Genomic DNA, 26,458 nt, shown 5'->3' with positions numbered 1-26,458 from the left:
TCAGTCGTCGGCGGCCAGACGGTCCAGCAGGGCGGGGACGGCCAGCAGGATCGCCCGCTCGGCCGGGGTCAGCCGGGTCTCGATGGCGGTCGCCACCCAGGCCCGGCGGGCGGCGCGGTCGGCCTCGAGCGCCGCCTCGCCGGCCGGGGTCAGGGCGATCACGAAGCCGCGGGCGTCGTCCGGGTTGGCGGCGCGGGTCACGTAGCCGAGCGACTCGAGCTCGCCGACGACCCGGCTCATGCTCTGGTGCCGGACCCCGTGCCGGCCGGCCAGGCAGGCGATGGTCTGCGGCCCCTCCCGGCTGAGGTGACCCATCGCCTGGGCGCGGGCTGGCGGCAGGCCGTCGGCGTGGGCCCGGGTCGCCCGCACGAACCGGCCGATCGCGGCCCGCAACTCCTCGGCGAGGTCCTCCGTACCCATCCGCCGATAATACAGCACTGCTGTTTACCCCTAGCGTCGCGTCAGCGTATATACCCGTCGTCGGTATATAGTGGCGGCCATGACTGACGCGACCATGCGGGAGCCCACGTTCCTGGTGCTCACCGCCCTCGCGGCCGAGCCGCAGCACGGCTACGCCGTCATCGAGGATGTCCGGCGCATCACCGACGGGCGCGTCACCCTGCGGGCGGGCACGCTCTACGCCGTCCTCGACCGGCTGCGGAACGACGGGCTCATCGAGGTCGACCGCGAAGAGGTCGTCAACTCCCGGCTGCGGCGGTATTACCGGCTCACCGCGCTCGGTGACCGGCGGCTGGCCGACGAGAGTGCCCGGCTGCGCCATCAGGCGACCATCGCCGACCGCCGGCTGCGGGAGCGGCGTTCCCGGCTCGGCGACGCGCCGGCCTGAGATACCGAGATGACGGGAGACGCACAGTCGATGACTGCGCATGACGAGTTGGAGCGCCGTTATCGGCGCCTGATGACCGCCTATCCGCGGCGGCACCGGCGGGAGTACGAGGAGGAGATGGTGGCCGTGCTGCTGGCCGCGGCTGAGCCGGGCAAGCGCAGGCCGGATCTTCGGGACGGCGCCGATCTGCTGGTCAACGCGCTGGTCGTGCGCCTTCGTGGGTGGGGCGGCGTCCTCGGCGCCGAGGCGTGGCGACGGGCGGCATCCGTGGTGCAGCTTGCCGGGGCGTTGTTCCTGCTCGGCGTCGGGCTCCACCGGCTGCCCCTGCGCCTGGCCCCGTTTCTCGCCGGCGGCGCGGACGCGCTGGACGTCGCCCGGCCGGCCGTGTGGGCGATCGTGGTCGCCGTGGCCCTCGCCGGCCTGCGCCGGGTCGCCACCGGCGTCGCGATGGCCGGCGCGGTCGTCGAGGTGGTCCACGTCGCCCGGTGGTACGACCATTCGCCGAGCCAGGTTCTGCAATCGAGCTGGCTGGTGACGGTGGCCCTGCTGGTCGCGGTGGCCTCGGCGTGGCTGGTCGGCGGCCCGCCGGTCACCGCGCCGCGCGGCCGGTGGTGGTTCGCCGCGGCGCTGGTGGTCGCGTTCGGCGGCCGGGTCGTCGACGACCGGCTCTATGGATACTCCAGCCACCTCGCGCTGATCGTCGAGGGCCGGCCCCAGGTCCGGCTCGGCGTGCCGTTCTACCTGATCGCCGCCGCGCTCGCCGGGTGGGCGTGGTGGCGGCAGGGCGGCCCGGTCCGCCGGCGGATCCTGGCGCTGACCGCCCCGGTGGCCGGCATCGCCGCGATGGTCAGCTACGGGTTCGCCGGATTCATGTATTCCAGCCAGCGGTTCCCCTCGCCGATCCTGCTGCAGCCGGTCCAGTGGGCCGTCCTGCTGGCCACTCCACCGGCGGTGTTCGCCCTGGCGGCCGTCCTCGTCGACCGCTGGGAACGGCTGAGCGCGCTGGTCCGGCTGGGCCGGCAGGCCGAGAACGTCCGCTGACGGAAGCGGATGGGTCGTTGGACACATTCTCTTTGCCGAGTACCCCTAGGGGGTATACGTTTGGGCATGGAGGTGGATGTGATGACGGAGCACGGCACCGCGGCGACCGGCATGACACACGAGCACCACGACCACGAAGAGCACGGCGATCACTCAGCGCACGATGGGCACGCCGGGCACGGTGGGCACGCCGGGCACGGTGGGCACGCCGGGCACGATCCGGAGGTGTTTCGGCGGAAGTTCTGGCTGACCTTCGCGCTGACCATCCCGATCGTCGTGACCAGCGGGATGGTGATGGACTGGTTCGGGTACCACCTGGACTTTCCCGGCATCGGCTGGGTGGGGCCGGTTCTCGGAACGATCGTGTTCTGCTACGGCGGGTGGCCGTTCCTCGCCGGCGGGGCGCAGGAACTGCGCGGGCGCGCGCCCGGCATGATGCTGCTGATCTCGATGGCCATCACGGTCGCCTACGTGGCGTCGCTGGTGACCAGCTTCGGCTGGTTCGACCTGGACTTCTGGTGGGAGCTCGCCGCCCTCGTCACGATCATGCTGCTCGGCCACTGGCAGGAGATGAAGGCGATCGGCCAGGCCCAGGGCGCCCTGAGCGCGCTGGCCGCGCTGCTGCCCGACGAGGCCGAGCGGATCGACACGCAGGGCGAGCCGCAGCAGGTAGCCATCGGTGACCTCCGGGTCGGCGACACCGTGCTGGTGCGATCGGGCGGCCGGGTGCCGGCCGACGGGCGGATCGTGGAGGGCGCGGCCTCGCTGGACGAGTCGATGATCACCGGGGAGTCGCGGCCGGTGGCGCGCGGCGTCGGCGACCGGGTGGTGGCCGGCACCGTGGCGACCGATTCGGCGCTGCGCGTCGAGGTCACCGCGGTCGGCGACGACACCGCGCTGGCCGGGATCGGCCGGCTGGTCGCGCAGGCGCAGGCGTCGCGCGGGCGCGCGCAGGTGCTCGCCGACCGGTTCGCCGCGCTGCTGTTCTATGTGGCCACGGCCGCCGCGGCGGTCACCTTCGTGGTCTGGTGGGCGCTCGGCGACCTCAACCAGGCGGTGGTACGCACGGTGACGGTCCTCGTGATCGCCTGCCCGCACGCGCTCGGCCTGGCGATTCCGCTGGTCATCGCGCTGTCGACGGCGGTCGCCGCGAAGTCCGGCATCCTCGTCAAGGACCGGCTCGCGCTGGAGCGGATGCGCACCGTCGACGCCGTCCTCTTCGACAAGACCGGCACGCTGACCCGCGGCGCGCACACGCTGACCGGTGTCGCCGCGGCCGACGGCTACTCGACCGACGAGGTGCTTCGCCTCGCCGCCGGCGTCGAGGCGGACAGCGAGCATCCGCTGGCCCGGGCCATCGTCGCCGCCGCTCCGCGGCGAGCTTCCGCCTCGGGCTTCCAGTCTTTGACCGGCCGGGGGGTGCGTGCGCTTGTCGAGGGCCGAGCGTACGCCGTGGGCGGGCCGGCCCTGCTTCGCGAGCTGAAGGTGGAGGTCCCGCCGGCGCTCACCGAGTCCACGTCGGAGTGGGCCGGTGCCGTGCTCCTCTACCTGGTCGCCGAGGACAAGGCGGTGATCGGCGCGTTCGCGCTGCGGGACGAGGTGCGACCGGAGGCCCGCGAGGCGATCGCCCAGCTGCGCGCCGCCGGCGTCGGCCAGATCCTGATGATCACCGGCGACGCCAAGCCGGTCGCCGAGGCGGTCGCGGCCGAACTCGGCCTGGACGAGGTCTTCGCCGAGGTGCTCCCGGCCGACAAGGACCAGGCGGTCGCCGACCTGCAGGCACGCGGGCTGCGGGTGGCGATGGTCGGCGACGGCGTGAACGACGCCCCCGCCCTGGCCCGGGCCGACGTCGGCGTGGCGATCGGCGCCGGCACCGACGTGGCGATCGAGTCGGCCGGCGTGGTGCTGGCCTCCTCCGACCCGCGCGGCGTCACCGGGATCATCCGGCTGTCCCGGGCCTCGTACCGCAAGATGATCCAGAACCTGGCCTGGGCGACCGGCTACAACCTGATCGCCCTGCCCCTGGCCGCGGGCGTGCTGGCCGGGACCGGCTTCGTGCTGAACCCGGCCGTCGGCGCGATCCTGATGTCCGCCTCCACGATCGTGGTCGCCGCGAACGCCCAGCTGCTGCGGCGCATCCGCCTGACTTCGTAGTCCGCCGGCGCGAAGGCACTCCTAGCATGGATCAAGTGGGCGAACAAACCCTGTCCGACGAGCAGATCGCCGGCCTGTCGGAGTCGCAGCGCCGCGAGCTGATCCGGCGACTGAGCCGGCCGGCCGGCGAACTGCTGCCGCCACCCGGCGCCCTGCGCCGGATCAGGACGTTCCGGCTGACCATCCTGACCGTCGTCGCCGTCGCGCTCGTCCCCTGGACGGTGTATCTCGCGCTGACGCTGCCGGCGCACTATGAGGTCCACTCGTGGGCGGCGGCGTGGGTGGGCTTCGACATCATCCTGATCCTCCTGCTGGCCCTCACCGCGGTCCTCGGCTGGCGGCGCCGGCAGCTGATGATCCCGACCGCCTTCGCCGCCGGCATCCTGCTCCTGTGCGACGGCTGGTTCGACGTCATGCTCACCGCCGGGCCCGGGCGCTGGCTGTCGGTGGCGAGCCTGGTCGCCGAGTTGCCGGTCGCCGTTTTCCTGATCGGCGGCCCGCTGCACATGATGCGCGTCATGTCGGCCCGCATGTGGATGGCCGACCCCCGCACGCCGCTCTGGAAGATTCCCCTCCCTCGCCTCGACGCCGTCGGCCGCTGATCGACCGCCGGCCCGACTTGCTAGAGGAGTCTTTCTAAAGCATCCTTTAGGGTATGCGTGAGGTGCGGCTGGACGACGCGACGGCGCTGCGGGCGTATGCGCATCCGTTGCGGCTGAGGTTGATCGGGCTGTTGCGGGCCGAGGGGGCGATGACGGCCACCCAGGCGGCGGCGCGGCTGGGCGACACCGTGCCGAACTGCTCGTTCCACCTGCGGCAGCTGGCCAAATACGGCCTGGCCGAGCGGGCGCCGGGGGCAGACGCGCGGGAGCGGCCCTGGCGGGCGACCGCGCGGTACACCGCGTGGGAGAGCGACTCGGACGATCCGGCGGTCCGGGCCGCGGCCGTTCAGCTCGAGACGGCGATCTTGGGGGAGTACGCACAGCGGACGCGGGAGTATCTCGCCCGGCGCGCGGACGAGCCGGCGGAATGGCGGCGGGCGGCCGGGCTGGGGGACGTATTGACGCATGTCACGGCGGCGGAGCTGGTGCAGCTGATGGCGGAGATCGATGCGTTGATGGCGCGGTTCGACGACCGGCTCGAGGATCCGGCGCGGCGGCCCGAGGGTGCGCGCCCGGTGCAGATCATGCGGATGGCGGTGCCCCGTGATTGAGGCGATGATGCCGCCGCTGCTGCGGCAGGTGACGTTCCGGCGGTATTGGTCGGCGCAGACCGTGTCACTGTTCGGGGACCAGGTCACGCTGCTCGCCATGCCGTTGCTGGCGGTGCTGGCGATCGGCGCGGGGCCGGCCGAGATGGGCTACCTCACGGCGGCCGCGCTGGTGCCCAATCTGCTCTTCTCGCTGCCGGCCGGCGCGTGGGTCGATCGGTATCCGCACAAGCGCCGGCTGATGATTCTCGCCGATCTGGGGCGGGCCGTTCTGCTGCTGGCGGTGCCGTTGCTGTGGTGGGGCGGCGGGTTGTCGCTGCCGGTCCTGTACGCGGTGGCGTTCGGCACCGGGACGCTCTCGGTGCTGTTCGAGGTGGCGCACAGCAGCCTGTTCGCCGATCTGGTGCAACGGCCCGACTATGTGCGGGCCAACAGCCTGGTCAACGGGAGCCGGGCGATGGCGAACGTGGCCGGGCCGAGCGTCGGCGGGCTGCTGGTGCAGGTGTTCACGGCGCCGTTCGCGCTGGTCGCCGACGTGCTGACCTTTGTGGCCTCGGCCGCCTTCCTGTCCCGGATGGCGGTCGAGGAAAGGCCGGTCGAGCGGGACCGGAAGGGCGGCGGGATGGCGGACGGGATGCGGTTCGTGCTGAGGTCGCCGGTGCTGCGGCCGATTCTGCTCGGCGGCACCACCCTGAACCTCTTCAACTACATCTTCGACGCGCTGTTCGTGCTGTACGCGACCAAGCAACTGCATATCGCGCCGGGCACGCTCGGGCTGATCCTCGGTTGCGGAGCGGTCGGCGGGCTGATCGGGGCGATGGTCGCGGGCCGGGTCGCGCGGTGGGTCGGGATCGGGCCGGCGCTGATTCTCGGGATGGTGGCGTTTCCGGCGCCGCTGATCCTGATTCCGCTGGCGCACGGGCCGATCCCGCTCTTCGTCGCGGAATTGCTGTCGGCGCTGGGGGTGATGCTGCTCGATATCGCCGCCGGTTCGCTGCAGACCGCGGCGACGCCGCACAACCGGCTCTCGGTGGTGTCCGGCTTCAAGCGGATGGTCAACTACGGCATCCGGCCGGTCGGCGCGGTTCTCGGCGGCGCGCTCGGGACGTTCATCGGCGTCCGGCCGGCCTTGTGGGTGGCCGCGATCGGCGGGCTGCTCGGCGTGTTGTGGATCGTATTCTCGCCGCTGCGGACCATGCGCGAACTGCCGGAGGCGGCGTAGCTCAGGCGGTCAGCGCGATCGTCAACGCGCCCGCGCCGACCATCACCCCGGCCCAGATCTTGTCCATGTTGAACCACGCCTTGCGCAGGATGTTGACGCCGACGAACTCGTAGACCAGCAGGGCGCAGGTGGCCATCACGGCGAACATCGCCAGCGTGTGCACCCCGGCGGCGACCAGCCCGCCGAGCGCGGCGACGCCCGGCTGGTTCGCGCCGCCGCCGTGGTGCATGTGGGTGGCGACGGCCGTGGTGGTCAGCACCGGCAGCAGCATGAGACCGGCCCCGTGCGCCGAGGACATCAGGAACGACCAGGCGGCCAGCTGCGGGTGCGACAGGCGCATGCCGGCCCAGCGGAAGTGCCGCTCGGAGAGCAGCCGCCACAGCCCGAAGACGACCAGGATCGCGCCGCCCACCACGCCGACGACGTTCGCGGCGACGATCGAGGAGGTCGCCGTCACCACCGCGGCCACGATGGCGACCGAGGCCAGGTGGCCGCCGGCGATGGGCGGCAGGGACAGCAGCAGGACGCGGCGGGACTTCTCCTGCATCGCCCGCGCGACCGAGAACAGCCAGCCCATCGCCGGGTTCAGGCCGTGGAAGGCGCCGAGCGCGATCAGCGCCGCCCAGGTCACGGGAAGCAGTACGAGTCGGAGCTGGCGTCCCCGCCCTGCAATCGGGTCTGGTGCACGCGCAGGCCACGGAACTCGTCGCCGTGCGGGAAGAAGCGCGGGTCCAGGGTGAACTCGTCGGTGTCGATCTTCGCGAGCCAGGCGCCGACGCCGTCCGGGTAGAACTGGTCGTCCCAGGAGCCGTAGAGCGAGTTGGTCACGTAGACGCGCTTGCCGTCCCGGGAGACCTCCACCATCTGCGGGCCGCCGGCCAGCGGTTCGTCCGGATAGGACGGGTGCGGCGTGCGCCGGACGATGCCGCCGAGGTGCACGGAGCCCGCCTCGACCGGGTGGAAGGGGTCGCTGACGTCGTACCTTTTCAGCTCCCCTGTACCCCAGCAGGAGACATATAGGTACTTGTCGTCGACGGACAGGTCGATGTCGGTGACCAGCGGCGGGACCGCCTCGAAGGGCTGCAGCGCGGGCGGCAGGGCCGAGGCCGGCGCCGGTTCCGCCGGGATATCGATGATCTTCGAGACTTTGAACTCGCCCGACTCCCGATGCCACACCCACACCGAAGCGGACAAATCCTCAACACTGATCACGACCCCGAGGAACCCGTACTCCTTCGTCGGATCATGAGCCGGCCGCAGCTCCAGGGTCATCTGATACTGATCGCCGATGTCGACGGTCTGCACGAGCGACCGCTTCGCCAGATCCCAGAAATGCACCCTGTGCCCGTACTTCCGGGACAAGAGGAGCGACGGGTCGATCCCATTCTCGATCATGGACGGCGTGCCCCACTCCGAGGTGACCAGGATGTCCCGGGTGAGGTGCCACCAGAAGTCGTACGCCAGGAACTGATCGCCCCGATCGGCCTCCCACTGACCGCGTACGTCGAAGGTGGTGTGATCAAGCACCGCGATGCCGCCCGGCCCGCCGTCGCCCGACCCCGCACCCAGCGCGGAGACATAGATGCCGTCCGGCCCGCAGTGGATCGTGTGCGGCCGGGAGTAGTTCGCCTTCTCCGCCAGTTCCGCCGCCGGAATCTCCTTGACCAGCTTCGGCGCCCGCGGATCGTCCTTCGTGTCCAGCACATAGATCCGCGACGACCGCAGCCCCGGCACGATCAGGTAGCGGCGCTCGACGTGCGGATGCGGCGCCGTCGGGCACAGCGCGCTGCTGCACGCGTTCCAGCCGAAGTGGTGCAACTCGTCGCCGGTGTTCGGCAGCGAGGTCCACCCCACCACCTTCCCGTACGTGCCGGACGCCGGATCGGTGTCCACCACCGCGATCGCGTCCGGCTGCTCCGCCGACCGGTCGAAGGCCGCCACGTAGGCCAGCGTCTCGGCGGGCGCACCCGCGGCCGCGCTGGGCGAGGGATAGAACGTCGGGTCAGGAGTCCACCGGGTCATGACCAACATCCTGCTCCGGCGGACCGCCCGCGGACCAGAGCTACATATGTCAACGACTTGTCAACGGGCGTCCATCGGCAGCCGGACCAGAACCGTCGTCCCGTCGCCCTCGTGATCGACCAGCTCGATGCTGCCGTGGTGCCGGCTCACCACCGCCCGGCTCAGCGTCAGGCCCAGGCCCGTACCCGGAATGGCTTTGTCCCGCGCGCGGCTGGTCCGGTAGACGCCGGTGAACAGCTTCTCCCGCTCGTCCGCCGAGACGCCCTGTCCGGCATCCGATACGGCCAGCTCGGCGGCCCGGCCGGTGGTCCGCAGCGTCACGCCGATGTGGCCGCCGTCCGGGCTGTACTTCACCGCGTTGCCGAGCAGGTTGTCCACCACCTGCTTGAGCCGCTTGCGGTCACCGGGCAGCACCAGCTGCTCGGGCAGCTCGTCCTCGATCACCAGCGGCGCGCCGTGCACCGCCGCCCGCGCCTTGGCCAGCGAGTCGCGGACCAGCTCGGCCAGGTCCATCGGGGCCAGCTGGACGTCGGCGTGCCCGGCGTCCAACGCGGACAGTTCCATCAGCTCGTTGATGATGTAGCGCAGCTGGTTGGTGTTCCGCTCGATCACCTCGAGCAGCCGCGGCCCCTCGGTGACCAGCGTGTGCTCGTCCGCCTCGCGCAGCAGTTCGGTGTACGCGCTGATCGAGGTCAGCGGCGTGCGCAGCTCGTGCCCGATCAGCGCCAGGTATTCGTGCTTCGACCGGTCGAGCTGCCGCTGCAGGTCGTCCACCATTTTCCGCTCGACGAACTGCCCGATGTGCGCCGCGATCCCGGACATCAGCGCCAGCAACTCGTCCTCGGGATCCTCGACCGTGTCCGCGAAGACGGTCAGGACACCGAGAGTCTCAAATCCTTCCCGTACGGGGATGGCCAGCGCCGCATGCAGTCGCGAGCTCTTCGCCGTCTCCTCGGAGATCAGGCTCTGGGGTTGCCCGACATCGCGGATCCACAGCGGCTTGCCGACCTGCCACGCCCGCCCGGCCAGCCCGGTACCGTACGGCAGGTCCACCGGCACGTCGAGGTCCGCCCGCCAGCCCGGCGCGCTCCACTTCGCCGCCGAGCGCACCACCGCGGCCGCCTCGTCGACCAGCCACAGCTCGGCGTGCACCCAGTCGAGCGTGCCGACGACCGCCTCGAGCACCCGCGGTCCGGCCGTCTCGATGTTCGGGGCGTCGGCGAGCGCCTTGGTGACCGCGAGCTCGCAGGTGCGGAACCGCTCCACCCGGCGGCGGCGGGTCACGTCCTGCACCGCCTGCACCGCGCCGACCGTGCGCCCGTCCGGCCCGGCGATCGGGTGCGCGTCGACCAGGTAGTGCCGGGTGTGCCGGTCCGCGCCGTGCAGGATGACCTCCTCGTCGCGCAGGTTGTCCCCGCGCAGCGCCCGGAACACGCCCAGGTCGTCGCGGCTCAGCACCCGGCCGTCGGCGTCGGTCAGCCCGTCCGGCAGCTCGCTCTCGGGCAGGCCGGCCGCGCCCCACATCGCCCGCATCCGCTCGTTCACGAACACGATCCGCCCGTCGGCGTCGCAGGCGGTCACCCCGTCGTGCAGGCTGTCCAGCACCGCGTCGAGGAAGCGGCGCTGCTGGTCGATCTCGTGCCGGGCCACCTGCTCGGTGATCAGCAGGGTGCACACCTGGGCGGCCTCGGCGACCGCGGCCACCTCGTCGGCGGTCCACCGGCGCGGCCCGCGATCGCAGGCGCAGCAGATGCCGAGGATGGCACCGTGCTGGTCGCGGATCGGGTGCCCGAGGTAGGCGCCCTGCTGGCCGGCCGGGATCCGCTCGTCCGCGGACAGGTCGGCGACCAGCACCGGGGCCTCCGTGCGCATGACCAGAGCGGCCAGCGAGTCCTCGACCGGCACGTCGGCGACCTCGTCCCAGGAGCCGGCCAGCCCCCACCCGCCGTACAGCCGCATCCGCCCGCCCTGCACGAAGTGGATCAGGCCGACCGGAGCGTGCGCGGCCCGGGCGACCAGCGCGGCGAGCTGATCGGCGGCACCGCTGGTGAGCACCCCCCGGTGCGGTTCGGCGGAGCCGCTGAGCAGCCCCTCCTCGACCACGCCGGGTCGCCAGACCCCGCTCGGGAGCGTCGCCACGCGGGCGCCCGACGCATCGCCGGCACCCCGGCGGTCCTCTCGCCGCATGGCCTACCTCCGGTTTCCCAGCCTAAAGGTCCAAAACCTCTAAAACCGGCAAACCAGGGTGTGTACGCCGTCAGCGTCGCCGCCGATACCGCAAATCCGTGATGGGGCGCCCCGCGGCCGTCCCCCGCCGCTCGAACTTGGTCTCCGGCCGGCCCGCCCGATCGTCCCCGGCCCTCGTCAAGCCCGGGTCGGCGGCCAGGGTCTCGGCCATCGCCTCGGCGTAGTGCGGCCAGTCGGTGGCGCAGTGCAGCAGGCCGCCCGGGCGGAGCCGGTCACGCAGCAGGGCCACGTTGTCCGGGCGGATCAGCCGGCGCTTGTGGTGCCGGGCCTTCGGCCACGGGTCCGGGAAGAAGACGTGGATCGCGTCCAGCGCACCGGGGGCGATCTTGTGCACCAGCTCCATGGCGTCGGCGCGGGCCACCCGTACGTTGGCAAGGTTCTGCTCGGACACCAGCGCGAGCAGATTTCCGATGCCCGGGGTGTGCACCTCGACGCCGAGATAGTCGCGGCCGGGATCCGCCGCCGCCATGGCGGCGGTCGTGTCGCCCATGCCGAACCCGATCTCGAGCACCACCGGAGCCGCCCGGCCGAAGAGTTTCGGCAGGTCGAGCGGCTCGCGGTCGCCGTCGTCGACGGTGAAACCGACGCTCGGCCAGAGGGCGGCGTGCGCGTCGGCGTGCCGGGCGCTCATCCGGCCGCGGCGGGGATGGAATGTGCGGATCGGCGGATGCTCGACAGTCATGGTCTCCCGAGAATACGCAGGCCCTACGCCGAGACGTCGATCCGGCGGGCACCGCTGCGGGCCAGGTAGTCGAGGGCCTTGCCCAGGTAGGGCCCGAGCGGGTTGGCCATCCCGGAGCGGTCGAAGCGGCGGTTGAGATCCTTGAGGTAGACCGCGGTCACCGGCTGGCCCGGCGCCAGGCGGCCGGCCGCGCGCTCCGCCGCCAGCGCCGCGGCGAACGTCGTCGTCGGCTCCCGGGCCGGGTCGAAACCGGGCGCCAGCCGCTGGCCGGTCGCCTCGTGGATCAGCTCCCGGTCGGCCCCGGTGAGGTGGTCGAAGTCGTTGCGGTGCGCCTTCTCCGTGCGCTGCGCCCGAAGCGCCGGGGCGGCAGGTGTGCGCGGAGTGTGCGCGGAACCCAGGCCGGAGACAGTCATCGCGAGTCCCCCATCAGTTACATGCGGGATGGCAACCTGGTTGCCACCGGTCCACCACCTGTTCGGCACCGACGGGGGATCGCTTAGCGGCATTACCGGATCGGTCGGACGCTTGGCTGCGAGCCCTGGTGGAACGGCTGCCGGGCGCCGTCGGTGAGCCCGACCAGCATCACCCAGGAGCCGCCCCGGTACTGCGCGGTGACCGCGGCGTGCGTGGTGTCGAGGTAGGCGAGCTCCCGGTCCAGCGTGCCGCCGACCGTACGCTGGGTGCCGGTGGCCGGGTTGTATTCGACCAGGTGGACGGGCTGGTTGTCGGCGGTCGTCTCGCCCACCTGGTAGGCGGTCCAGGCCAGCCGGGCGCCGTCGGTGCGCCAGCTCGGGACCACCGCGAAGCCCTGGGTCTCCAGGCTGCCGCCGCCGTACGCCGCGACGGCCCGCTCGCCGCCGCTCGCCACGGTGCCGATGCTCAGGCAGGCGTCGTAGACCGACTCGCACTCGCCGCCCCGGAAGGCGATCTTCGCGCCGTCCGGGGACCAGGCCACGGCGTCGTCGGCGCGCAGCCGGTCGGTGAGCGAGCCGGCCCGCGGCGCCACCGCGGCCGGCTCCGGCGGAAGCGCCTCGCTGCGGCACTCGCTCGGGAACAGCACCGCGGGCGTGCCGCCGGTCGCCGCGATCCGGTAGACGCCCGGCCCACCGCTGCAGGAGAGCGACGCGAACGCGATCCACTTGCCGTCGGGCGACCAGGACGGCCCGGCCGCCGCCCGGGTGGTCAGCCGCTTCGGCCCGGACCCGTCGGCGTTCATGGTCCACAGCTGGGCGCCGCTCAGGTACGCGATCCGGCGCCCGTCCGGCGACCAGCGCGGCCGCGAGTGGCCGCCGCCGGCGGTCAGCCGCTTCTCGGCCGAGCCGTTGCTGACGTAGATGTCGCCGCTGCGCACGTACGCGATATCGGGCATTTTGCTGGTTTGAGCGGAAGCGGGGCGGGCCGTCAGCGCGCCGGTCGCGACGCCGGTTACCACGCCCCCCACCACGCCCGTCATTACGCCGGCCGCGGCGCTCGTCGCGGTCAGGATTGCGGTGATCGTCTTCATGCCGTGCATAACGGAGCGCCCCCTCGATGTGACATACACCGAGCAGATCGTCCGCAACTGTTTCGCGCCTGAGTGAAACCCGGAATTCACCCGCCCCCGGCGGGGCCCGGCTTTTCCGCGCCGTCCGGAGGACGGGGCGCCCGCGGCGGCACAGCCCCGAGTTGACGTGCGCTCTCGTGCTGATGGGCGAGCAGCCGCAGCGCATTGAAAAGCGCCTCGCCGAGCACCGTCCCGACCACCACCAGCTCCATCCGCGACGCCGGATCGGGCAACTCGAGCACCGCCCGCACCTCGTCGGCGGCAAGTCGATCGGCGGTCTCCGCGTAGACCCCGAGCAGGTCGAGCAACTCGTCCACGCCGAGCGAGTAGAAGGCCGCGATCGCATCCGCCACCAGGTCGATCGCCGGCGAGCCCGGGTGGATCAGCCAGCGGCGCTCGGCGATCAGCGCGACCACCCGATCACGGGCCGCCTGCCAGGCCGCGGTGCTCCGATCGGGCCGGTGCCGGGGCTCGACCGCCGTCTGGGCCGCCCCGAGCAGCTCGAGCGGGTCGTTCGCGTGCGCCCCCAACGCCGCGACTACTTCACGGGCCCCCGCAACGGTCACCCCGCCCACGTCGATCAGCGCCCGAATCAACTTGAGCCGCCGCAGATGCTCCTCGTCGTAGTCCGCCTGGTTGGCCGCGGTAGCCACCCCTGGCGGCAACAGCCCCTCACGCAAGTAGAACTTGATCGTCGGGATGGGCACCCCACTACGCCGGCTCAGCTCTCCCACTCGCATCTATCGATCATCGCCCCCGTCACCCGTTGTGCGCCGCCCCACTCTTGCGCCCATGAATGGATAGTGTAACTATCTAATTTAGAAGCAGATAGTACCGCTATCCAAAACGAGCCGGGGGAGACCACCATGGCAACCGTCGTTCCGGGCTACACCACCGCCGAGATGGAGGGCGACTTCGTGGTCTTCCTGATCGGCATGCGCGTCAACAAGCCCTGGAAGCTGCACAAGTGGATCCCGGTCGCCCGAGCGATGGGCCCGATGCTCCGCGAACTGATGCGCCACAAGGAGCTGGGCCTGCTGCACTTCACCACCTGGCTGGGCCCGCGCGGCCCGATCCTGGTGCAGTATTGGCGCAGCGTGGAGCAGCTGGAATCCTTCGCCCGAGACGCGAGCCTGCCCCACCGCCCGGCCTGGAAGCGCTGGAACCAGGCCGTAGGCACCAGCGGCGACGTAGGCGTCTGGCACGAAACCTACCTGGTCACCAACGGCGGCTTCGAAGCCCTCTACGGCAACATGCCCACCTTCGGCCTAGCCGCCGCCGGTCGCCCCGCCACCGTCTCCCGCTCCACCCGCACCGCAGCCGCCCGCCGAGCCACCAACGCCACCCACACCACGAACGCCACCCACACCACGAACGCCACCCACGCGTAGACCTTGAAGCCGAAGCACTCGCACAAAGCACAAACCCACCAAGGTCGCGACCCGAGCCCTGATCTTGGCGACTTCCCGCGAACCACCCACTAGCCAAGGCACACAAATGCGGCGAAGCCGCCCCAAAACGGTAACCAGTTGGTGGGTGATCTCCTCGCGACGGCAGCCAAGCGCCATCTCGGGGTGGGCGGGAGCGCAACCGGGGTGTGGTTGCGCTCCCGCCCACCCCGAGATTCCCTACGGCAGTCGTCGCGAGGAGATCACCCACCAACGCCCCAGCGCAACCAATACGCCAGCCCCCATCTCCGAGCGCTCGGCCGGGGGTGTGGGGGCAGCGCCCCCACGGTCTTCACCCCGAGATGCGGGCGCCGCTGAGATGCGGGCGCCGCTGAGATGCGTGCGCCGCTGAGATGCGTGCGCCGCTGAGATGCGTGCGCCGCTGAGGGCTCATCCGTGCGCCGGACCCGCGATCGATGGCGTCGTGAGCCGAAATGTGCCAGCCGTGGTCGACGGCAGCTGACCGTTACCGCTCGTAAGGTAGTAGCCGCCGAGGTGAACCACCCTCAAATGCCGTTAGGGCTTTCGGTACGACGGTTTCCGTCAGCGGCAGGTCTTGCCCTTGTTGATGCAGGTGGCGATCTTCTGCATGGTCTGCGCGGAGTTGACGTTGATGAAGTCGTTGTGGTCGGAGAAGGGGTTGTGGTCCTCCTCGGGGAAGGAGTCCAGCGCGAACTGGCCCTTGGTCTGCACGTCTCGGGGAATGTCGTAGGAGAGCGTGATGCGTAGCTGCGGGATCGCTACGAAGCCGTGCTTGCAGGCGCCGGTGTTGGTGTCGGCGAAGGCCACGTGGTCGCGGTGGTTGGTGCTGTCGATGTTCTTGCCGTCCCAGCAGCCGGGGAAGTCCGGCACGCGCTGGACCTGGCTGCCGGCCGGACAGATCGGGTACTTGTCGGAAAGGCGGTCGGTGAAGCCCGAGCAGGTCCAGGTCGCCCGGGCGTTGGCCGGGCCGCGGCGCAGAGGTTTAGCCATGCGGTACCGGTGGGCGCCAGGACGCGGTAGAGCTGGGTGAAGACCTGCTTCAGGTGCTGGGCGTAGGCGAGCGCGGTGGCTTCCAGTCCGTACTGCTCGTCGGTCCAGGCGGCGCCGCAGCGGGGGCAGGAGCGCGGCGCACTGACTGATGCGGGAGGGCGGTCGGGGTCGGTGGTGTCCGGGTACGGGCAGACGGGACCGCCGCCGGTCCAGGAGCCGGTGCCGTAGTCGGTGGTCCGTGGTCTGCCCAGCGGCCACGACCTGGTGAGCAGTGGGCCCTCGGTTCACCGGTCCGGCGAGCCGCTCGCCCTAGTGTCGAGCGTGTTGAGTCGGTGGCTCTCCCCGAACTCGTGGCGCAGCCGCGTGAGTTCTTCCCGGTAGCGGTGTACGTTCTGGACCTTGATCTGCTCGTAGCCTCTGATCATGTCGGGGAGCGAGGCGATTTTGGCGGCGGACGCGAGGGTGAGCGGACTGAGGCGGGGCAGCAGTTCCTCGATCTCTCGCCGGTACTGCACGATGAGTTGGCGCTCCATGCGGCGCACCGGGTGGTAGCCGAAGACGTCCAGTCGAGAGCCGCGGAGGCGTCGCGCGGCGTACAGCAGGCGGAACATCGGACGGGCCTTCGCGCCGAACGAGATTTTCCGCTTGAGCCCCATCGCGCGTAGCAGCGGTGGGTGCAGTTTGACCTGATACGACGCGTCGGGGCCGAACTCGTGCCGGACGGACGCGTCGAACGTCTCGTCGAGGATGAGCCGGGCGACCTCGTATTCGTCCTTGTAGGCCATCAGCTTGTACAGGTAGGAAGCCACCGCCTCGGCCAGTTCGGTGGATCCCGGGACGGTGGCCTCTTCGGCGGTGCGGACCTTCTCCACGAAGGTGACGTACTCCCGCCCGTACGCCAGATCCTGGTAGGCGACGAGTTCAGCTGTGCGACGCGCGACGAGGTCGGCGAGCCGTGAGCTGTCCGTCGCCCGCACCATGTCCACCAGGCGTGCCACGTCGCCGGACGGTATCGGTGTGACGGCGGGAGGTGCGTCGTTCTGCGCGAGAGCGGCTTGGAGGGTTTCTGGGTCCGCCAGGGCCTGGCGTCCCCGGCGGAAGGCCTGGATGTTGGTGGCCGCCGAGGCGCCGTTGAGCGTGATGGCGTGCTCAAGTGCCGCCGCGGTGATGGGGAGCCGGCCGAGCTGGAACGCCGCGCCGACCAGAATCATGTTGGCGAACTGCTCGCTTCCGAAGAGCGCCTGGGCCAGGCGGTCGGCGTCTAGGGACACGGTGCGGGCCACCGTGTGGTCTACGGCGCTGCGGATGGCGCTCTGCTCCGCGAAGCGGATCGAGGTGTCGACGACCATGTGGCCCGTGGGGATCTGAGCGGTCGACAGCACGGCCACCGTCTTGTCGGCCGACGCCGCCTTGAGGTTGACCGGGTCGGTCCCGACGAGCGTGTCGCAGATCAGGTACAGGTCGCAGGAGCCGGCGCGGAGCTTGGAAGAGGCTTCTGAGGGCGTGGCGGTGAACTTGAGGTCGGACACCACGGCGCCGCCCTTCTGGGCCAGGCCGGTCTGGTCGAGGCTGCGGACCGCGTGACCGTCGATGAACGCGGCGGTGGCGATGATCTGCGCGACGGTGACCACCCCGGTCCCGCCGATCCCGGTGACGCGCATCGTGAAGTCTTCGGGGTCGACTTGGACGGCGGCCGCGGGGATCGCGTCCGGTTCCAGGTCGGCGAGGGCCTTCCGCTCGGCCTTGACCGTGCCCGGTGTCACCGTCACGAACGAGGGGCAGTCCCCCGCGAGACAGGAGTAGTCGAGGTTGCACGACGACTGGTGGATGCGGGTCTTGCGGCCGAACTCGGTCTCGACCGGGTACACGGACATGCAGTTGGACTTCTCGCCGCAGTCGCCGCAGCCTTCGCAGACGCGCTCGTTGATCACGACCCGAGTGGACGGTGTCGGGACGAGGCCGCGCTTGCGCTTGCGGCGCTTTTCGGCGGCGCACTCCTGGTCGTGCACGAGCACCGTCACGCCGGGCACCGTCGCGAGCTCTTGCTGAAGGGTGACGATGTCACGTCGTTCGTGGACCGCCACCGCGGCGGGCAGGCGACGGCGCGGCACGCGATCCTTGTCCTCGGTCGTGATGACCACCTTGGACACGCCCTCGGCGAGCAGCAGCCGTGCCACCTGGTCCAGGGCCAGGGCTCCGGCCGGGTCCTGCCCACCGGTCATCGCGACGGTGGAGTTGTAGAGCAGCTTGAAGGTGATGTTCTCCCCGGAGGCGACGGCGGCACGGATCGCGAGGCTCCCGGAGTGGGTGAACGTGCCGTCGCCGAGGTTCTGGATGAAGTGGTTCTCGGCCAGGAAGGGCGCCATGCCCAGCCACTGCGCCCCTTCGCCGCCCATCTGGGTCAGGCCTGTGACCTCACCGGCCTGCTTCTCGTCCATGATCAGCACCATGCCGTGGCAGCCGATGCCCGCGCCGACGAGCGTGTCCTGGGGAACCTTGGTGGAGGAGTTGTGCGGGCAGCCGGAGCAGAAGTACGGCGTCCTGGTGAGCAGGGGCAGTGCGGTCCGGTTGGTGACCGGGCGGTGCTGCCAGGCCCGCGCCGACTCGATCCCGTGCGCGTCGCCCAGCCGTCCGCCGAGGACCCCGGCGATCTGGTCGGCGTCGAGCTCCCCCACCGGGCTGACGAGCTCCCGCCCGTCGGGGTCTGCCTTGCCGATCACGAGCGGTGATCGCGAGACGCCGTACAGGATCTCCTTGATCGCGTTCTCCAGGAAGGGGCGTTTCTCCTCGACGACGATCACCTCGTCGAGTCCCTCGCTGAACTCCCTGATCACCTGCGGGTCGAGCGGCCAGATCATGCCGATCTTCAGCAGGCGGATGCCGAATTGGGTCAGCGCGGCGTCGTCGAGCCCGAGTGCGTCCAGTGCCTCACGGAGGTCGAGGTACGTCTTGCCGGCGGCCACGATGCCGATACGGTCCCCGGACGACCGGGTGACGATACGGTCAAGCCGGTTGAGCCGGGCGTACTCGAACGCCCTCGGCAGGCGCTCCGAGATCATGCTCCGCTCCAGCCGCAGCAGGTTCCCGCCGACCAGCTTGGCGTCGGGGCGGAAGGTGCTCTCGGGCCGGTCCCCGTATGTGGGCAGGACGCGCTCGGGGTGGACGGTCGCGGTGCACGAGCCGTCGGCTACCGCGGTCACGATCTTCAGTCCCGACCACAGGCCGGTGAAGCGGGACAGATACGGCGCGTGGAGGCCGAAGTCCAGGACCTCCTGGGCGTCTGCGGGGTACAGGGTCGGGATCGAGAGGTCGGCCAGGGCCATCTCGGAGGAGCAGGCCAGCGACGAGGACTTGCCCGCGGGGTCGTCACCGACGATCGCCACGGCGCCGCCGCGGGGATCGGTGCCGATCAGGTTGGCATGGCGGATCGCGTCGGAGGCGCGGTCGAGGCCGGGTGACTTCCCGTACCAGTAGCCGGTCACCCCGTCGTACGTCAACGTGCCGACCCGCGACGCCAGTTGCGAGCCCATCACCGAAGTGGCGGCGAGTTCCTCGTTGATGCCGGGCCGGTGCACCACGGCGAACTCGTCCAGCATCTTCTTGCGCCGGGCCAGTTCGAGGTCGAATCCGGCCAGCGGGAGCCCTCGTATCCGGAGATGAACGACGCGGTGGACCGGTCGTCGCGTCGATCGAGCCTCGCACGGTCACGGACCGTCCGAACCAGTGCCTGGATGCCCGAGAGGTAGATGGCTCCTTCGTCGAGCCGGTACCGGTCGTCCAGGGAGACGTTCATGCGGGATCACCTTCGAGGCTGGGGGCGGGTCATTCGGGGGTTTGCCGGGTGCTGGTGCGCCGGACGAGTTCTTCGAGGCCGGCGCTGGAGCGGATGGCGTCGACCAGGGCGTCGTCCGTGGCCTGAGCGGTGACGCAGGCATCGGCGACGGCCGGCAGGTGCTCGAACGGCACCACGCACACTCCGTCGGCGTCCGCGACGATGTAGTCGCCCGGCCGGACGGACGCACCGGCCACGCTCACCACGTCGTTGATCGCTACGGCGTCCACGCGGTGGCGGGCCGCCCGTGGAGACCGGTTCGCGCTCCAGACCGGCAGACCGGTGCCGACGATCGTCGCGGTGTCGCGGACGGCTCCGTCGACGAGGCAGCCGGCCAGACCTGCCTTAAGCGCCCATTCCGCCGAGAGCCCGCCCAGCAGCGCCCAGTCACGGTTGCCGCCGCAGTCGACGACCGCCACATCGCCGGGACGGGCCACTCCGTAAAGGTCACGGTCGCCGACGACCAGTCGGCTCCCGGCGGACCGGACGACCGCGGGATCGGCGTTCGCCCGGATGTACCGCAAGGTGACGGCGGGACCGCAGACCCGCATGTCCGGCGTCAGCGGCGAAAGCGCCTCGGTGGTCAGCACGGTACCGACGCCGAGCTCGTCGAGGGCGTCGGCCACGGCCGAGGTTAGGTCCGGGAGAGCCAGGAGCTTCGCGGCTTCGGCGGTGTCGTGTCGCGGTACGTCCACCGTCCTGATCCGGTCGTCGGGCACTCGCCCGGTCAGTCTGCGGCGAACGATGTCGGGAACGGCGGTCATTTCACGGCCTCCGGTCCGCGGGCCTTCGGCAGCGAAGGGCGGCGGCGGGCTTCGTACGCGGTGATGTCGTCGCTGTGCCGCAGCGTCAGCTCGATCTCGTCGACTCCGTTCATGACACGCCATCGGAAGTCGTCCGGGTACTCGAACGCGAACCGGTGGTCGTTGACGGAGACGGTCCGGCCTTCGAGGTCGACGGCCAGGGGGAGCTGCGGCGCTGCTTCGACCTGCTCCCACAACGCTTCGATCGCGGGCTCGGGCAGGGCGGCTGCGACCAGCCCGTTGTTGGCGGCGTTCCCGCGGAAGATGTCGCCGAAGCGCGGGGACAGGATCACGCGGAAGCCGTAGTCGACCAAGGCCCATACGGCCCACTCACGGGATGAGCCGGTCCCGAACTCTGGACCGGCGACGAGGATCGAGGCACCCTCGTACTCGGGCCTGTTGAGCACGAAGTCCGGCTCCTTGCGCCACTCGCCCATGAGATTCGGGGCGTGCCCGGTCCTCGTCAGGCTGCCGGTGAGCGCGAGTTGCGCGGGGTAGATCTGGTCGGTGTCGACGTTGGACCTGCGCAGAGGCACAGCCGTGCCGACATGGGTGCGCAGCGGCTTCATGTCCGGTCCTCCAAGTCGCTCGGTTCGGCGAGGCGGCCCGCTACGGCGGTGGCCGCCGCCACGGCGGGCGAGACGACGTGCGTGCGCACACCGGGCCCCTGACGTCCCTCGAAGTTCCGGTTGTTCGTCGATGCCGTGCGCTGGCCGGCGGCGAGGCGTTCACCGTTGACGGACACACACATCGAGCAGCCCGGGCTGCGCAGCTGGACGCCCGCGGCCTCGAACGTGCGGTCGAGTCCCTCCTCGACCGCCTGGCGACGCACGCCCTCCGAGCCGGGTACCAGATAGACCTGAACGTCCGCAGCGACCCGTCGGCCTTTCCAGACCTCGGCGACCTCCCTGAGGTCTTCGATGCGGCCGTTGGTGCACGACCCGATGAACACCGCGTCGATCAGCACCGTCTTCATCGGTGTCCCGGGCGTCAGGTCCATGTAGGCGACTGCCCGCTCCGCGGCGAGCCGCTCGACCGGATCGGCGAACTCCGACGGCGAGGGAACGACCTCGGTCAAACCCACCGTCTGGGACGGGTTCGTACCCCAGGTCACGTGCGGCGAGAGCGCGGCAGCGTCGAGACGGACCTCCTTGTCGAAGGACGCGTCCTCGTCGCTGACGAACGTCTTCCAGTACTCCACCTCCTCGTCGAAGGCGGCCCCCTGGGGAACGTGCGGCCGGCCGCGGAGGTACTCGAAGGTCACGTCGTCCGCTGTCACGAGCCCGGCCCGTGCTCCGGCCTCAATACTCATGTTGCACAGGGTCATCCGGGCCTCCATTGACATCGACCGGATGGCCTGTCCCTGGTACTCGATCACGTGCCCCTGGCCTCCAGCTGTGCCGATCCGGCGGATCATGGCCAGTACGAGGTCCTTGGCGCTCACACCGGGCGGCAATACACCGTCGACGGTGACCCGCATGTTCTTCATCCGCCGCATCGGCAGCGTCTGCGTCGCCAGTACGTGCTCCACCTGACTCGTGCCGATCCCGAAGGCCAGCGCGCCCATGGCCCCGTGCGTCGTGGTGTGCGAGTCGCAGCAGACGATCGTCGTCCCCGGCTGGGAAAGTCCCAGTTCCGGTCCGATCACATGCGCGATGCCCCGGGATTCGTGACCGAGACTGAACAACTCGATGCCGAAATCATGGCAGTTGCGTCGCATAGGGGTCAGGTATCGTTCGGCGACACCGCCGGAGATATCCGTGCCGCCGACCGTGGGTGTGACGTGGTCCTCGGTGCCTAGGGTGAGTTCAGGCCGGCGGACCCTGCGGTTCTGCTCTCGAAGACCGGCGAAAGCCTGGGGCGTGTTGGCCTCGTGTAAGAGGTGGAGATCGATGTAGACGAGATCCTGTCCGTCATCGTCCGACCGGACGATGTGTGTGTTCCAGATCTTGTCGGCCGCCGTTTGGGCCATCTGCCGTCAGTCCTTTCCGGTGAGCCCGATCTGTCACGTGACCCGGATGCCACGACCGTGTCCTCAGGACCGGTCGGGAATCACATCGATTCCCGCGCGGGCCACCTCGGCCGCGAGCTGCGGTGCGGGATCGGCCGACGTCCCCTCTCCGATCCCCGTCACGCCCTCCAAGCTCAGGCCGTTCGTTCGCGGACCCAGAATCGCCAGATCGAGGCACGTGATCGTGATGATCACGGCGGCCGCCGCGAAGACCTCGACTGGCCCGAAGTGGTCCAGGATGGCCAGCGCACCGAACGGAAGCAGTCCCGCCGTGAGCCGCGAGAACGAGTACGCCACCCCGCCGGCGGTGCTGCGCACCTGCGTGGGGAACAGTTCGGCCTGGTAGACGTGCCAGGCGCTGGAGACGACGCTGTTGCAGACGGTGATCGTCACGCCGGCGACGACGATAACCACGGAGCTGGTCGAGTTGCCGAAGACGATACCGGCCACACCGATGAGCGAAAGCCCACCGATCACCAGGAACTTCCTCTCCACGCGCTCGACCAACGGCACCGCGAGCAGGGCACCGACCGGTGCGCCGATGAACGACAGTGCCGTGTAGAGCAGTGAGGACCGGATGTCGTATCCCTTGCTCACCAGGATCAGGGTCGCCAGCGACGCGAAGCCGTACTGGCCCACGGTCTGGGTGATCTGGAAGATCCACATCATCGCGGTCCGCTTCCAGTACGGCGGTCGGAACATCGCGCTGAACCGGAGTTTCTTCACCGGCCGGTAGGCGCCGCCCTGGACTTCGGGCAGCTTGCGGCCGGTCTGCGACTCCACCGTCTGCTCCACCTCGGAGACGATCGCCTCCGCTTCCTGGGGGCGGTTGCGCTCGGCGAGCCACCGGGGGGACTCGGGGAGGTTGCGGCGCAGCCAGAACACCAGCAGTCCGCCCAGGCCACCGCCGACCAGCATCCAGCGCCAGCCGTCCATCAGGAAATGGATCTTGACGATGAGCAGTCCGCCGAAGCCCGCGACGACCGGGGCGGCGAGGAAGCCGATCGCGTAGGCGACCGCGATCAGGCGCCCGCGGGCCTTTCTCGGCAGGAACTCACTCAGGTACGTGTCGAGAAGGATGAGTTCCGCGGCGAGGAACACCCCGGAGACGACACGCAGAGCCACCAGCATCCCGACGTTGACCGCGAAGGCCGACACGAGCGCGAGCAGCGAGTACGCGGCGAGGTTGTAGGTGAACATCTGGCGCCGCCCGAAGCGGTCGCTGGCCATCCCCAGGAAGATCGCACCGAAGACCATCCCGAAGAACGGCGCCCCCACGAGCAGGGGCTTGGTGAACGAGGTCAGCTGCCACGGCTCCGCCAGCACACTGCCGAGTACACCGCTCATGTAGATCTCGTAGGAATCGAAGAAGGCCGCCAGGCCCACCAGCAGAACGAGCTTCCAGTGCCACCGGGACACCGGGAGGCGATCGAGCCTCGCGGCAATCTGGAGCGGCCCGGAACAAGACAGGTCGGGTGTTGGATTCATCGTGCGGCGTCCCTTCCGCAGAGTGATGCGCTTGACTCGTCGGCTGCGGAGTAGCTGAGTGCGCGACCACTGCTTCGCACCCGAAAGGCCAGCTGAAGAGCCTGATATATCTGAGATGCTCTCTAGATATTCATTGAGTATGCTGGTGAGCGGGATCACAGTCAAGGACGTGGTATTTTCAGCTCAGCAGGATCTGTCGGCTCTTCAGGCGGGAGGCGAGGCACACTCCAGTGAGCAGCAAAGACATCGGGTCTTCCATGGCTTCGGCACGCGACATGCGCCTGTCTTTGACCGAGCGGACACATGCCCTCCTCAAGGAGGACATCCTCAAGGGCCGCCGACGCCCGGAGACTCTCCTCATCGAGCAGGAGCTCGCCGAGGAGTACGGGGTCTCCAAGACACCGATCCGGGAGGCACTACGGCTTCTCGCCCACGAGGGCTGGGTGATGGTCCTGCCCCGCAAGGGCTACCTGGTGCGTCCACTTCGGTTCGAGGACGTGCGTGAAGTCTTCGCCCTACGCCAGATGATCGAGCCGACGCTGGTCGTCGAGGCCGCCAAGCGCAGCACTCCCGAGCAACTCGACGCCCTGGAACGTCACATCGACGGCCAAGAGACGGCGACCGACACGGAAGCCGCGCTGAACGCGGCGACGGCCTTCCACGTCGACATCGCCGCACTCTCCGGAAACCGGCGCGCCGAACGCATGATGGTCAACCTGGGCGACGAGGTCCGCCGGATGCACTACCTCGTGCCCAGCCTCCGCAACAGGCTCACCGAGGAAGCCGAGATCAAGGACCATCGGGACCTCGTGGCAGCCATGAGACGCCTCGACATCGAGCAGGCCTACGAGATCATGGATCGGCACTCCCAGGAATCACTGCGGCAGAAGCTCCAAGGTCTGACCACCATCTGATCGACCTGCGGATGCCCGCATAACCCCCGCCCGGCGTCGGAAACCATGCGCGCCCTCAGGAGTGGGGCCGCCTCGGACAAAGCCGCAGAGGGCAGGGCCTTTCTCCAGAAGGGTGCGTTTTGCGCTGAGTGACTTTCTCGATCTTGGTCAGGCTGCCAGGTCGTATTGGTGCTGGTAGCGGCCGTCGTGGGTGCGCTGGTAATCCTGCCGGAGATGGAACTTCCAGTACGCCTCGAAGTCGCCGTTGATGATTACGGCTCGTAACAGGAGGACGGCCTCTGCGCTGGGTAGGCTCCAGCGGGCGCCGGTGATCGCGAGCCGGTCTTTGACGAGGTGGCGGGTAGGGTCGACCACACGGCGAGGTGTCAGCCGGTTGGCTGGTCCTTTTCCGTGTGGCCTCCCTCCGAACCGGACATGCCCGCTTTCCAGGCATCCGGCTCTCCGGTGACTATGACGTGAGTGTCACGGCAGCTCGGCCGTGGATCAGGTCGTGGCAGGTTCCGCAGACCACCAGGGCTTTGCGGCGCTTGTCCTTCATGATCTTTGCCCATGCGGGCCACGGCTCTCCGTGCCGGTCGAGGTCGGCCAGTTGCCGGACGTGGTGGACTTGCGGGTCCGTGTCCGGTTGCTGGCACCATTCGCACCGGCCCGCCCGGAGCCTTTTGACCAGCTCTTTCTCCGGATAGAGCGGGCGGGGAGAAGCACGGTCGGTCAGGACCGCGCTCTTGTGCCGTTTGAGTGGAATACCTCCGAACCGCGCGACCAGCGGATTCCTGTTCTTCCTCTCGACCCGGGCCTCGAAGCAGGTCCGCAGGCCGTGTGGTGTCGAGGTCTTGGCCTTGAAACGGGCCGCCATCCTCGTCACCGACGAGCGGTGCTTGCAGGCCAGGGTCTTGAGCATCGAGGTTTCCATGACCCACCGCAGACGGTGCAGCCGGTGGACGTCATGAGCGAGCAGGTAGTACTGGACGATGCCCCGGTACTCGGTCCCGAATCGGTTGACGATGGTGTGATCGCTTTCCTTGATCAACGGGTTGCGGCATGCGGGTTTGCCGCGTGACAAGTACGGGGCGCTCTTGGCTTTGACCACGGTGGCGGGCACGTGCAAGGCGATGACGCCGTTGAGCGTGCGACGGCGGATCCGCCGCTTGCCCGGGGTGTGGCGCATCGTCGGGCGGTCGGTGCTGGCCACGGAGATCTCGTAGCCGAGGAACCGCGCCCGCTGGCTGCGGGCGTGGGTGATCAGGTTTTGCCGGGCGAGAGTTCCAGTTTGAGTTCGTCACGCAGGAACCCGGCCAGGCGGTGCTTGATCTGTTCGGCTTCGGCCTTCGGGCCGGCGAACCCTAACAAGGTGTCATCGGCGTAACGGCAGTAGCGCAACCTGCGGTATCCGGGATCGTCCGGATCCCCGCTGGGCAGGCTATGCAGCCGCCGTCGCAGGGCACGCGTCTGCGCGCGGTCCCTGACCCGGCGGGCTTTCTCGATTGCCGCTTCCACCTTCTTGTAGTGCGGGTTGCGGGCCCTGGTGCGGCCTCGGGTGTACTCCGGCAGGAGGGTCTTCTCGACAAAGACATCCAGTTTGTGTAGATATATGTTGGAAAGTACTGGTGAGGCCACCCCGCCTTGCGGAACCCCGCTCAGCGTGGCGTGCCACGTCCAGTCCTCCAGGTACCCGGCATTGAGCATGTTGCGCACCAGCCGCAGGAACCGGTTGTCGTGGATCTTCTCCGCCAGGATCGTGACCATGACCTCGTGGTCGAACCACCCGAAACAGTCGGAGATGTCGCCCTCGACGAACCCGGCCGTCCGGACCAGGTCTGGGCCACCTCCCGCAACGCGGTATGGCAGCCCCTCCCGGGCCGGAACCCGTGAGAGCGTTCGGAGAACGTCGGTTCGTAGTACGCCTCCAGCAGCAGGCGCATCACCTCGCCGACGAGCTTGTCACTCCAGGACGGCAGGCCCAGCGGCCGAGTCTTCCCGTGACGTAGGCGACCCACTCATCTCCTTGGATGCCCTCGCTGG

Annotated in this window: 24 protein-coding genes and 1 pseudogene; 8 read left to right on the top strand and 17 right to left on the bottom strand. The window is 69.8% G+C overall.

Annotation, left to right across the window (positions count from 1 at the left end; all coding sequences use genetic code 11):
* Entirely contained in the window at positions 1-420 is a 420-nt protein-coding gene (locus IH26_RS0125720) for a MarR family winged helix-turn-helix transcriptional regulator (protein WP_030438801.1), read from the bottom strand.
* 79 nt (positions 421-499) lie between these two features.
* Between IH26_RS0125720 and IH26_RS0125715 the strand changes: the two genes are divergently transcribed.
* From IH26_RS0125715 to IH26_RS0125690, 6 genes are all read left to right on the top strand, one after another.
* Positions 500-847, top strand: a complete 348-nt coding sequence (locus IH26_RS0125715) for a PadR family transcriptional regulator (RefSeq protein ID WP_030438800.1) — start codon at positions 500-502, stop codon at positions 845-847.
* Positions 848-877: 30 nt separating this feature from the next.
* Positions 878-1,888 (top strand): hypothetical protein, encoded by a 1,011-nt coding sequence (locus IH26_RS0125710; protein WP_157437387.1) that lies wholly within the window; start codon positions 878-880, stop codon positions 1,886-1,888.
* Positions 1,889-1,969: 81 nt separating this feature from the next.
* Positions 1,970-4,042, top strand: a complete 2,073-nt coding sequence (locus IH26_RS0125705; RefSeq protein WP_425394398.1) for a copper-translocating P-type ATPase — start codon at positions 1,970-1,972, stop codon at positions 4,040-4,042.
* Between the two features lie 35 nt (positions 4,043-4,077).
* Entirely contained in the window at positions 4,078-4,644 is a 567-nt protein-coding gene (locus tag IH26_RS0125700) for a hypothetical protein (protein ID WP_030438797.1), read from the top strand.
* A 53-nt stretch (positions 4,645-4,697) separates the two neighbouring features.
* Complete coding sequence (locus IH26_RS0125695; RefSeq protein WP_030438796.1) at positions 4,698-5,255, top strand: winged helix-turn-helix domain-containing protein; 558 nt, start codon at positions 4,698-4,700, stop codon at positions 5,253-5,255.
* 4 nt (positions 5,256-5,259) lie between these two features.
* Complete coding sequence (locus IH26_RS0125690; RefSeq protein ID WP_051808499.1) at positions 5,260-6,474, top strand: MFS transporter; 1,215 nt, start codon at positions 5,260-5,262, stop codon at positions 6,472-6,474.
* A gap of 1 nt (position 6,475) precedes the next feature.
* Here IH26_RS0125690 and IH26_RS0125685 read toward each other — a convergent pair whose 3' ends face one another.
* The 7 genes from IH26_RS0125685 to IH26_RS0125655 form a co-directional block, all read right to left on the bottom strand.
* A complete protein-coding gene (locus IH26_RS0125685) occupies positions 6,476-7,105 on the bottom strand; it encodes a hypothetical protein (RefSeq protein WP_030438794.1) in 630 nt (209 codons plus the stop codon).
* Entirely contained in the window at positions 7,102-8,496 is a 1,395-nt protein-coding gene (locus IH26_RS0125680; protein WP_030438793.1) for a selenium-binding protein SBP56-related protein, read from the bottom strand. Before IH26_RS0125680 ends, IH26_RS0125685 begins: the two co-directional genes overlap by 4 nt.
* 60 nt (positions 8,497-8,556) lie before the next feature.
* The gene (locus IH26_RS0125675) at positions 8,557-10,683 is read right to left on the bottom strand and encodes a sensor histidine kinase (protein WP_030438792.1); all 2,127 of its coding nucleotides are present in this window, start codon (positions 10,681-10,683) and stop codon (positions 8,557-8,559) included.
* A gap of 70 nt (positions 10,684-10,753) precedes the next feature.
* Positions 10,754-11,425 (bottom strand): tRNA (guanosine(46)-N7)-methyltransferase TrmB, encoded by a 672-nt coding sequence (trmB, locus tag IH26_RS0125670; protein ID WP_030438791.1) that lies wholly within the window; start codon positions 11,423-11,425, stop codon positions 10,754-10,756.
* 23 nt (positions 11,426-11,448) lie between these two features.
* Positions 11,449-11,838, bottom strand: coding sequence for a hypothetical protein (locus tag IH26_RS0125665; RefSeq protein WP_030438790.1), 390 nt, complete (start codon positions 11,836-11,838; stop codon positions 11,449-11,451).
* Between the two features lie 92 nt (positions 11,839-11,930).
* Complete coding sequence (locus IH26_RS0125660; RefSeq protein WP_030438789.1) at positions 11,931-12,929, bottom strand: TolB family protein; 999 nt, start codon at positions 12,927-12,929, stop codon at positions 11,931-11,933.
* Positions 12,930-13,015: 86 nt separating this feature from the next.
* Positions 13,016-13,708, bottom strand: a complete 693-nt coding sequence (locus IH26_RS0125655; RefSeq protein ID WP_030438788.1) for a MerR family transcriptional regulator — start codon at positions 13,706-13,708, stop codon at positions 13,016-13,018.
* 126 nt (positions 13,709-13,834) lie between these two features.
* On the opposite strand from IH26_RS0125655, the gene IH26_RS0125650 reads away from it, so the two are divergent.
* A complete protein-coding gene (locus IH26_RS0125650) occupies positions 13,835-14,359 on the top strand; it encodes a DUF4188 domain-containing protein (RefSeq protein ID WP_051808497.1) in 525 nt (174 codons plus the stop codon).
* A 600-nt stretch (positions 14,360-14,959) separates the two neighbouring features.
* Here IH26_RS0125650 and IH26_RS0125645 read toward each other — a convergent pair.
* From IH26_RS0125645 to IH26_RS0125620, 6 genes are all read right to left on the bottom strand, one after another.
* Complete coding sequence (locus tag IH26_RS0125645; protein ID WP_030438786.1) at positions 14,960-15,388, bottom strand: DUF1996 domain-containing protein; 429 nt, start codon at positions 15,386-15,388, stop codon at positions 14,960-14,962.
* A 284-nt stretch (positions 15,389-15,672) separates the two neighbouring features.
* Complete coding sequence (locus IH26_RS53995) at positions 15,673-18,984, bottom strand: indolepyruvate ferredoxin oxidoreductase family protein (protein ID WP_245665507.1); 3,312 nt, start codon at positions 18,982-18,984, stop codon at positions 15,673-15,675.
* A gap of 226 nt (positions 18,985-19,210) precedes the next feature.
* On the bottom strand, positions 19,211-19,984 hold the full coding sequence (locus tag IH26_RS0125635; protein ID WP_030438785.1) for an RraA family protein: 774 nt from the start codon (positions 19,982-19,984) through the stop codon (positions 19,211-19,213).
* Entirely contained in the window at positions 19,981-20,592 is a 612-nt protein-coding gene (leuD, locus tag IH26_RS0125630; protein WP_030438784.1) for a 3-isopropylmalate dehydratase small subunit, read from the bottom strand. The genes IH26_RS0125635 and leuD overlap by 4 nt, the downstream gene beginning before the upstream one ends.
* Complete coding sequence (gene leuC, locus IH26_RS0125625; protein ID WP_030438783.1) at positions 20,589-21,995, bottom strand: 3-isopropylmalate dehydratase large subunit; 1,407 nt, start codon at positions 21,993-21,995, stop codon at positions 20,589-20,591. The genes leuD and leuC overlap by 4 nt, the downstream gene beginning before the upstream one ends.
* 63 nt (positions 21,996-22,058) lie before the next feature.
* The gene (locus IH26_RS0125620) at positions 22,059-23,681 is read right to left on the bottom strand and encodes an MFS transporter (RefSeq protein WP_211268752.1); all 1,623 of its coding nucleotides are present in this window, start codon (positions 23,679-23,681) and stop codon (positions 22,059-22,061) included.
* 98 nt (positions 23,682-23,779) lie between these two features.
* On the opposite strand from IH26_RS0125620, the gene IH26_RS0125610 reads away from it, so the two are divergent.
* A complete protein-coding gene (locus IH26_RS0125610) occupies positions 23,780-24,436 on the top strand; it encodes a GntR family transcriptional regulator (protein ID WP_157437386.1) in 657 nt (218 codons plus the stop codon).
* Between the two features lie 147 nt (positions 24,437-24,583).
* Here IH26_RS0125610 and IH26_RS0125605 read toward each other — a convergent pair.
* The 3 genes and pseudogenes from IH26_RS0125605 to IH26_RS63105 all read right to left on the bottom strand — a co-directional run.
* Positions 24,584-24,775, bottom strand: a pseudogene (locus IH26_RS0125605) (ISKra4 family transposase); the annotation flags it as partial.
* Between the two features lie 109 nt (positions 24,776-24,884).
* Positions 24,885-25,628, bottom strand: coding sequence for a group II intron reverse transcriptase/maturase (locus IH26_RS63110; protein WP_245665505.1), 744 nt, complete (start codon positions 25,626-25,628; stop codon positions 24,885-24,887).
* Positions 25,629-25,678: 50 nt separating this feature from the next.
* On the bottom strand, positions 25,679-26,251 hold the full coding sequence (locus IH26_RS63105) for a reverse transcriptase/maturase family protein (protein ID WP_342668307.1): 573 nt from the start codon (positions 26,249-26,251) through the stop codon (positions 25,679-25,681).
* Between the last annotated feature and the right edge of the window lie 207 nt (positions 26,252-26,458).

Source organism: Actinoplanes subtropicus (assembly GCF_000721705.1).
Taxonomy (GTDB): Bacteria; Actinomycetota; Actinomycetes; order Mycobacteriales; family Micromonosporaceae; genus Actinoplanes; species Actinoplanes subtropicus.
Note: the sequence above shows the minus strand (reverse complement) of the source record. Positions and strands in the feature narration are given on the sequence as shown.

Excerpts from the sequence above, each read along its gene's own strand:
- IH26_RS0125720 (WP_030438801.1), bottom strand. The coding sequence starts at position 420 with ATGGGTACGGAGGACCTCGCCGAGGAGTTGCGGGCCGCGATCGGCCGG.
- IH26_RS0125715 (WP_030438800.1), top strand. The coding sequence starts at position 500 with ATGACTGACGCGACCATGCGGGAGCCCACGTTCCTGGTGCTCACCGCC.
- IH26_RS0125710 (WP_157437387.1), top strand. The coding sequence starts at position 878 with ATGACTGCGCATGACGAGTTGGAGCGCCGTTATCGGCGCCTGATGACC.
- IH26_RS0125705 (WP_425394398.1), top strand. The coding sequence starts at position 1,970 with ATGACGGAGCACGGCACCGCGGCGACCGGCATGACACACGAGCACCAC.
- IH26_RS0125695 (WP_030438796.1), top strand. The coding sequence starts at position 4,698 with ATGCGTGAGGTGCGGCTGGACGACGCGACGGCGCTGCGGGCGTATGCG.
- IH26_RS0125690 (WP_051808499.1), top strand. The coding sequence starts at position 5,260 with ATGATGCCGCCGCTGCTGCGGCAGGTGACGTTCCGGCGGTATTGGTCG.
- IH26_RS0125680 (WP_030438793.1), bottom strand. The coding sequence starts at position 8,496 with ATGACCCGGTGGACTCCTGACCCGACGTTCTATCCCTCGCCCAGCGCG.
- IH26_RS0125675 (WP_030438792.1), bottom strand. The coding sequence starts at position 10,683 with ATGCGGCGAGAGGACCGCCGGGGTGCCGGCGATGCGTCGGGCGCCCGC.
- trmB (WP_030438791.1), bottom strand. The coding sequence starts at position 11,425 with ATGACTGTCGAGCATCCGCCGATCCGCACATTCCATCCCCGCCGCGGC.
- IH26_RS0125665 (WP_030438790.1), bottom strand. The coding sequence starts at position 11,838 with ATGACTGTCTCCGGCCTGGGTTCCGCGCACACTCCGCGCACACCTGCC.
- IH26_RS0125660 (WP_030438789.1), bottom strand. The coding sequence starts at position 12,929 with ATGAAGACGATCACCGCAATCCTGACCGCGACGAGCGCCGCGGCCGGC.
- IH26_RS0125655 (WP_030438788.1), bottom strand. The coding sequence starts at position 13,708 with ATGCGAGTGGGAGAGCTGAGCCGGCGTAGTGGGGTGCCCATCCCGACG.
- IH26_RS0125650 (WP_051808497.1), top strand. The coding sequence starts at position 13,835 with ATGGCAACCGTCGTTCCGGGCTACACCACCGCCGAGATGGAGGGCGAC.
- IH26_RS0125645 (WP_030438786.1), bottom strand. The coding sequence starts at position 15,388 with ATGGCTAAACCTCTGCGCCGCGGCCCGGCCAACGCCCGGGCGACCTGG.
- IH26_RS53995 (WP_245665507.1), bottom strand. The coding sequence starts at position 18,984 with ATGCTGGACGAGTTCGCCGTGGTGCACCGGCCCGGCATCAACGAGGAA.
- IH26_RS0125635 (WP_030438785.1), bottom strand. The coding sequence starts at position 19,984 with ATGACCGCCGTTCCCGACATCGTTCGCCGCAGACTGACCGGGCGAGTG.
- leuD (WP_030438784.1), bottom strand. The coding sequence starts at position 20,592 with ATGAAGCCGCTGCGCACCCATGTCGGCACGGCTGTGCCTCTGCGCAGG.
- leuC (WP_030438783.1), bottom strand. The coding sequence starts at position 21,995 with ATGGCCCAAACGGCGGCCGACAAGATCTGGAACACACACATCGTCCGG.
- IH26_RS0125610 (WP_157437386.1), top strand. The coding sequence starts at position 23,780 with ATGGCTTCGGCACGCGACATGCGCCTGTCTTTGACCGAGCGGACACAT.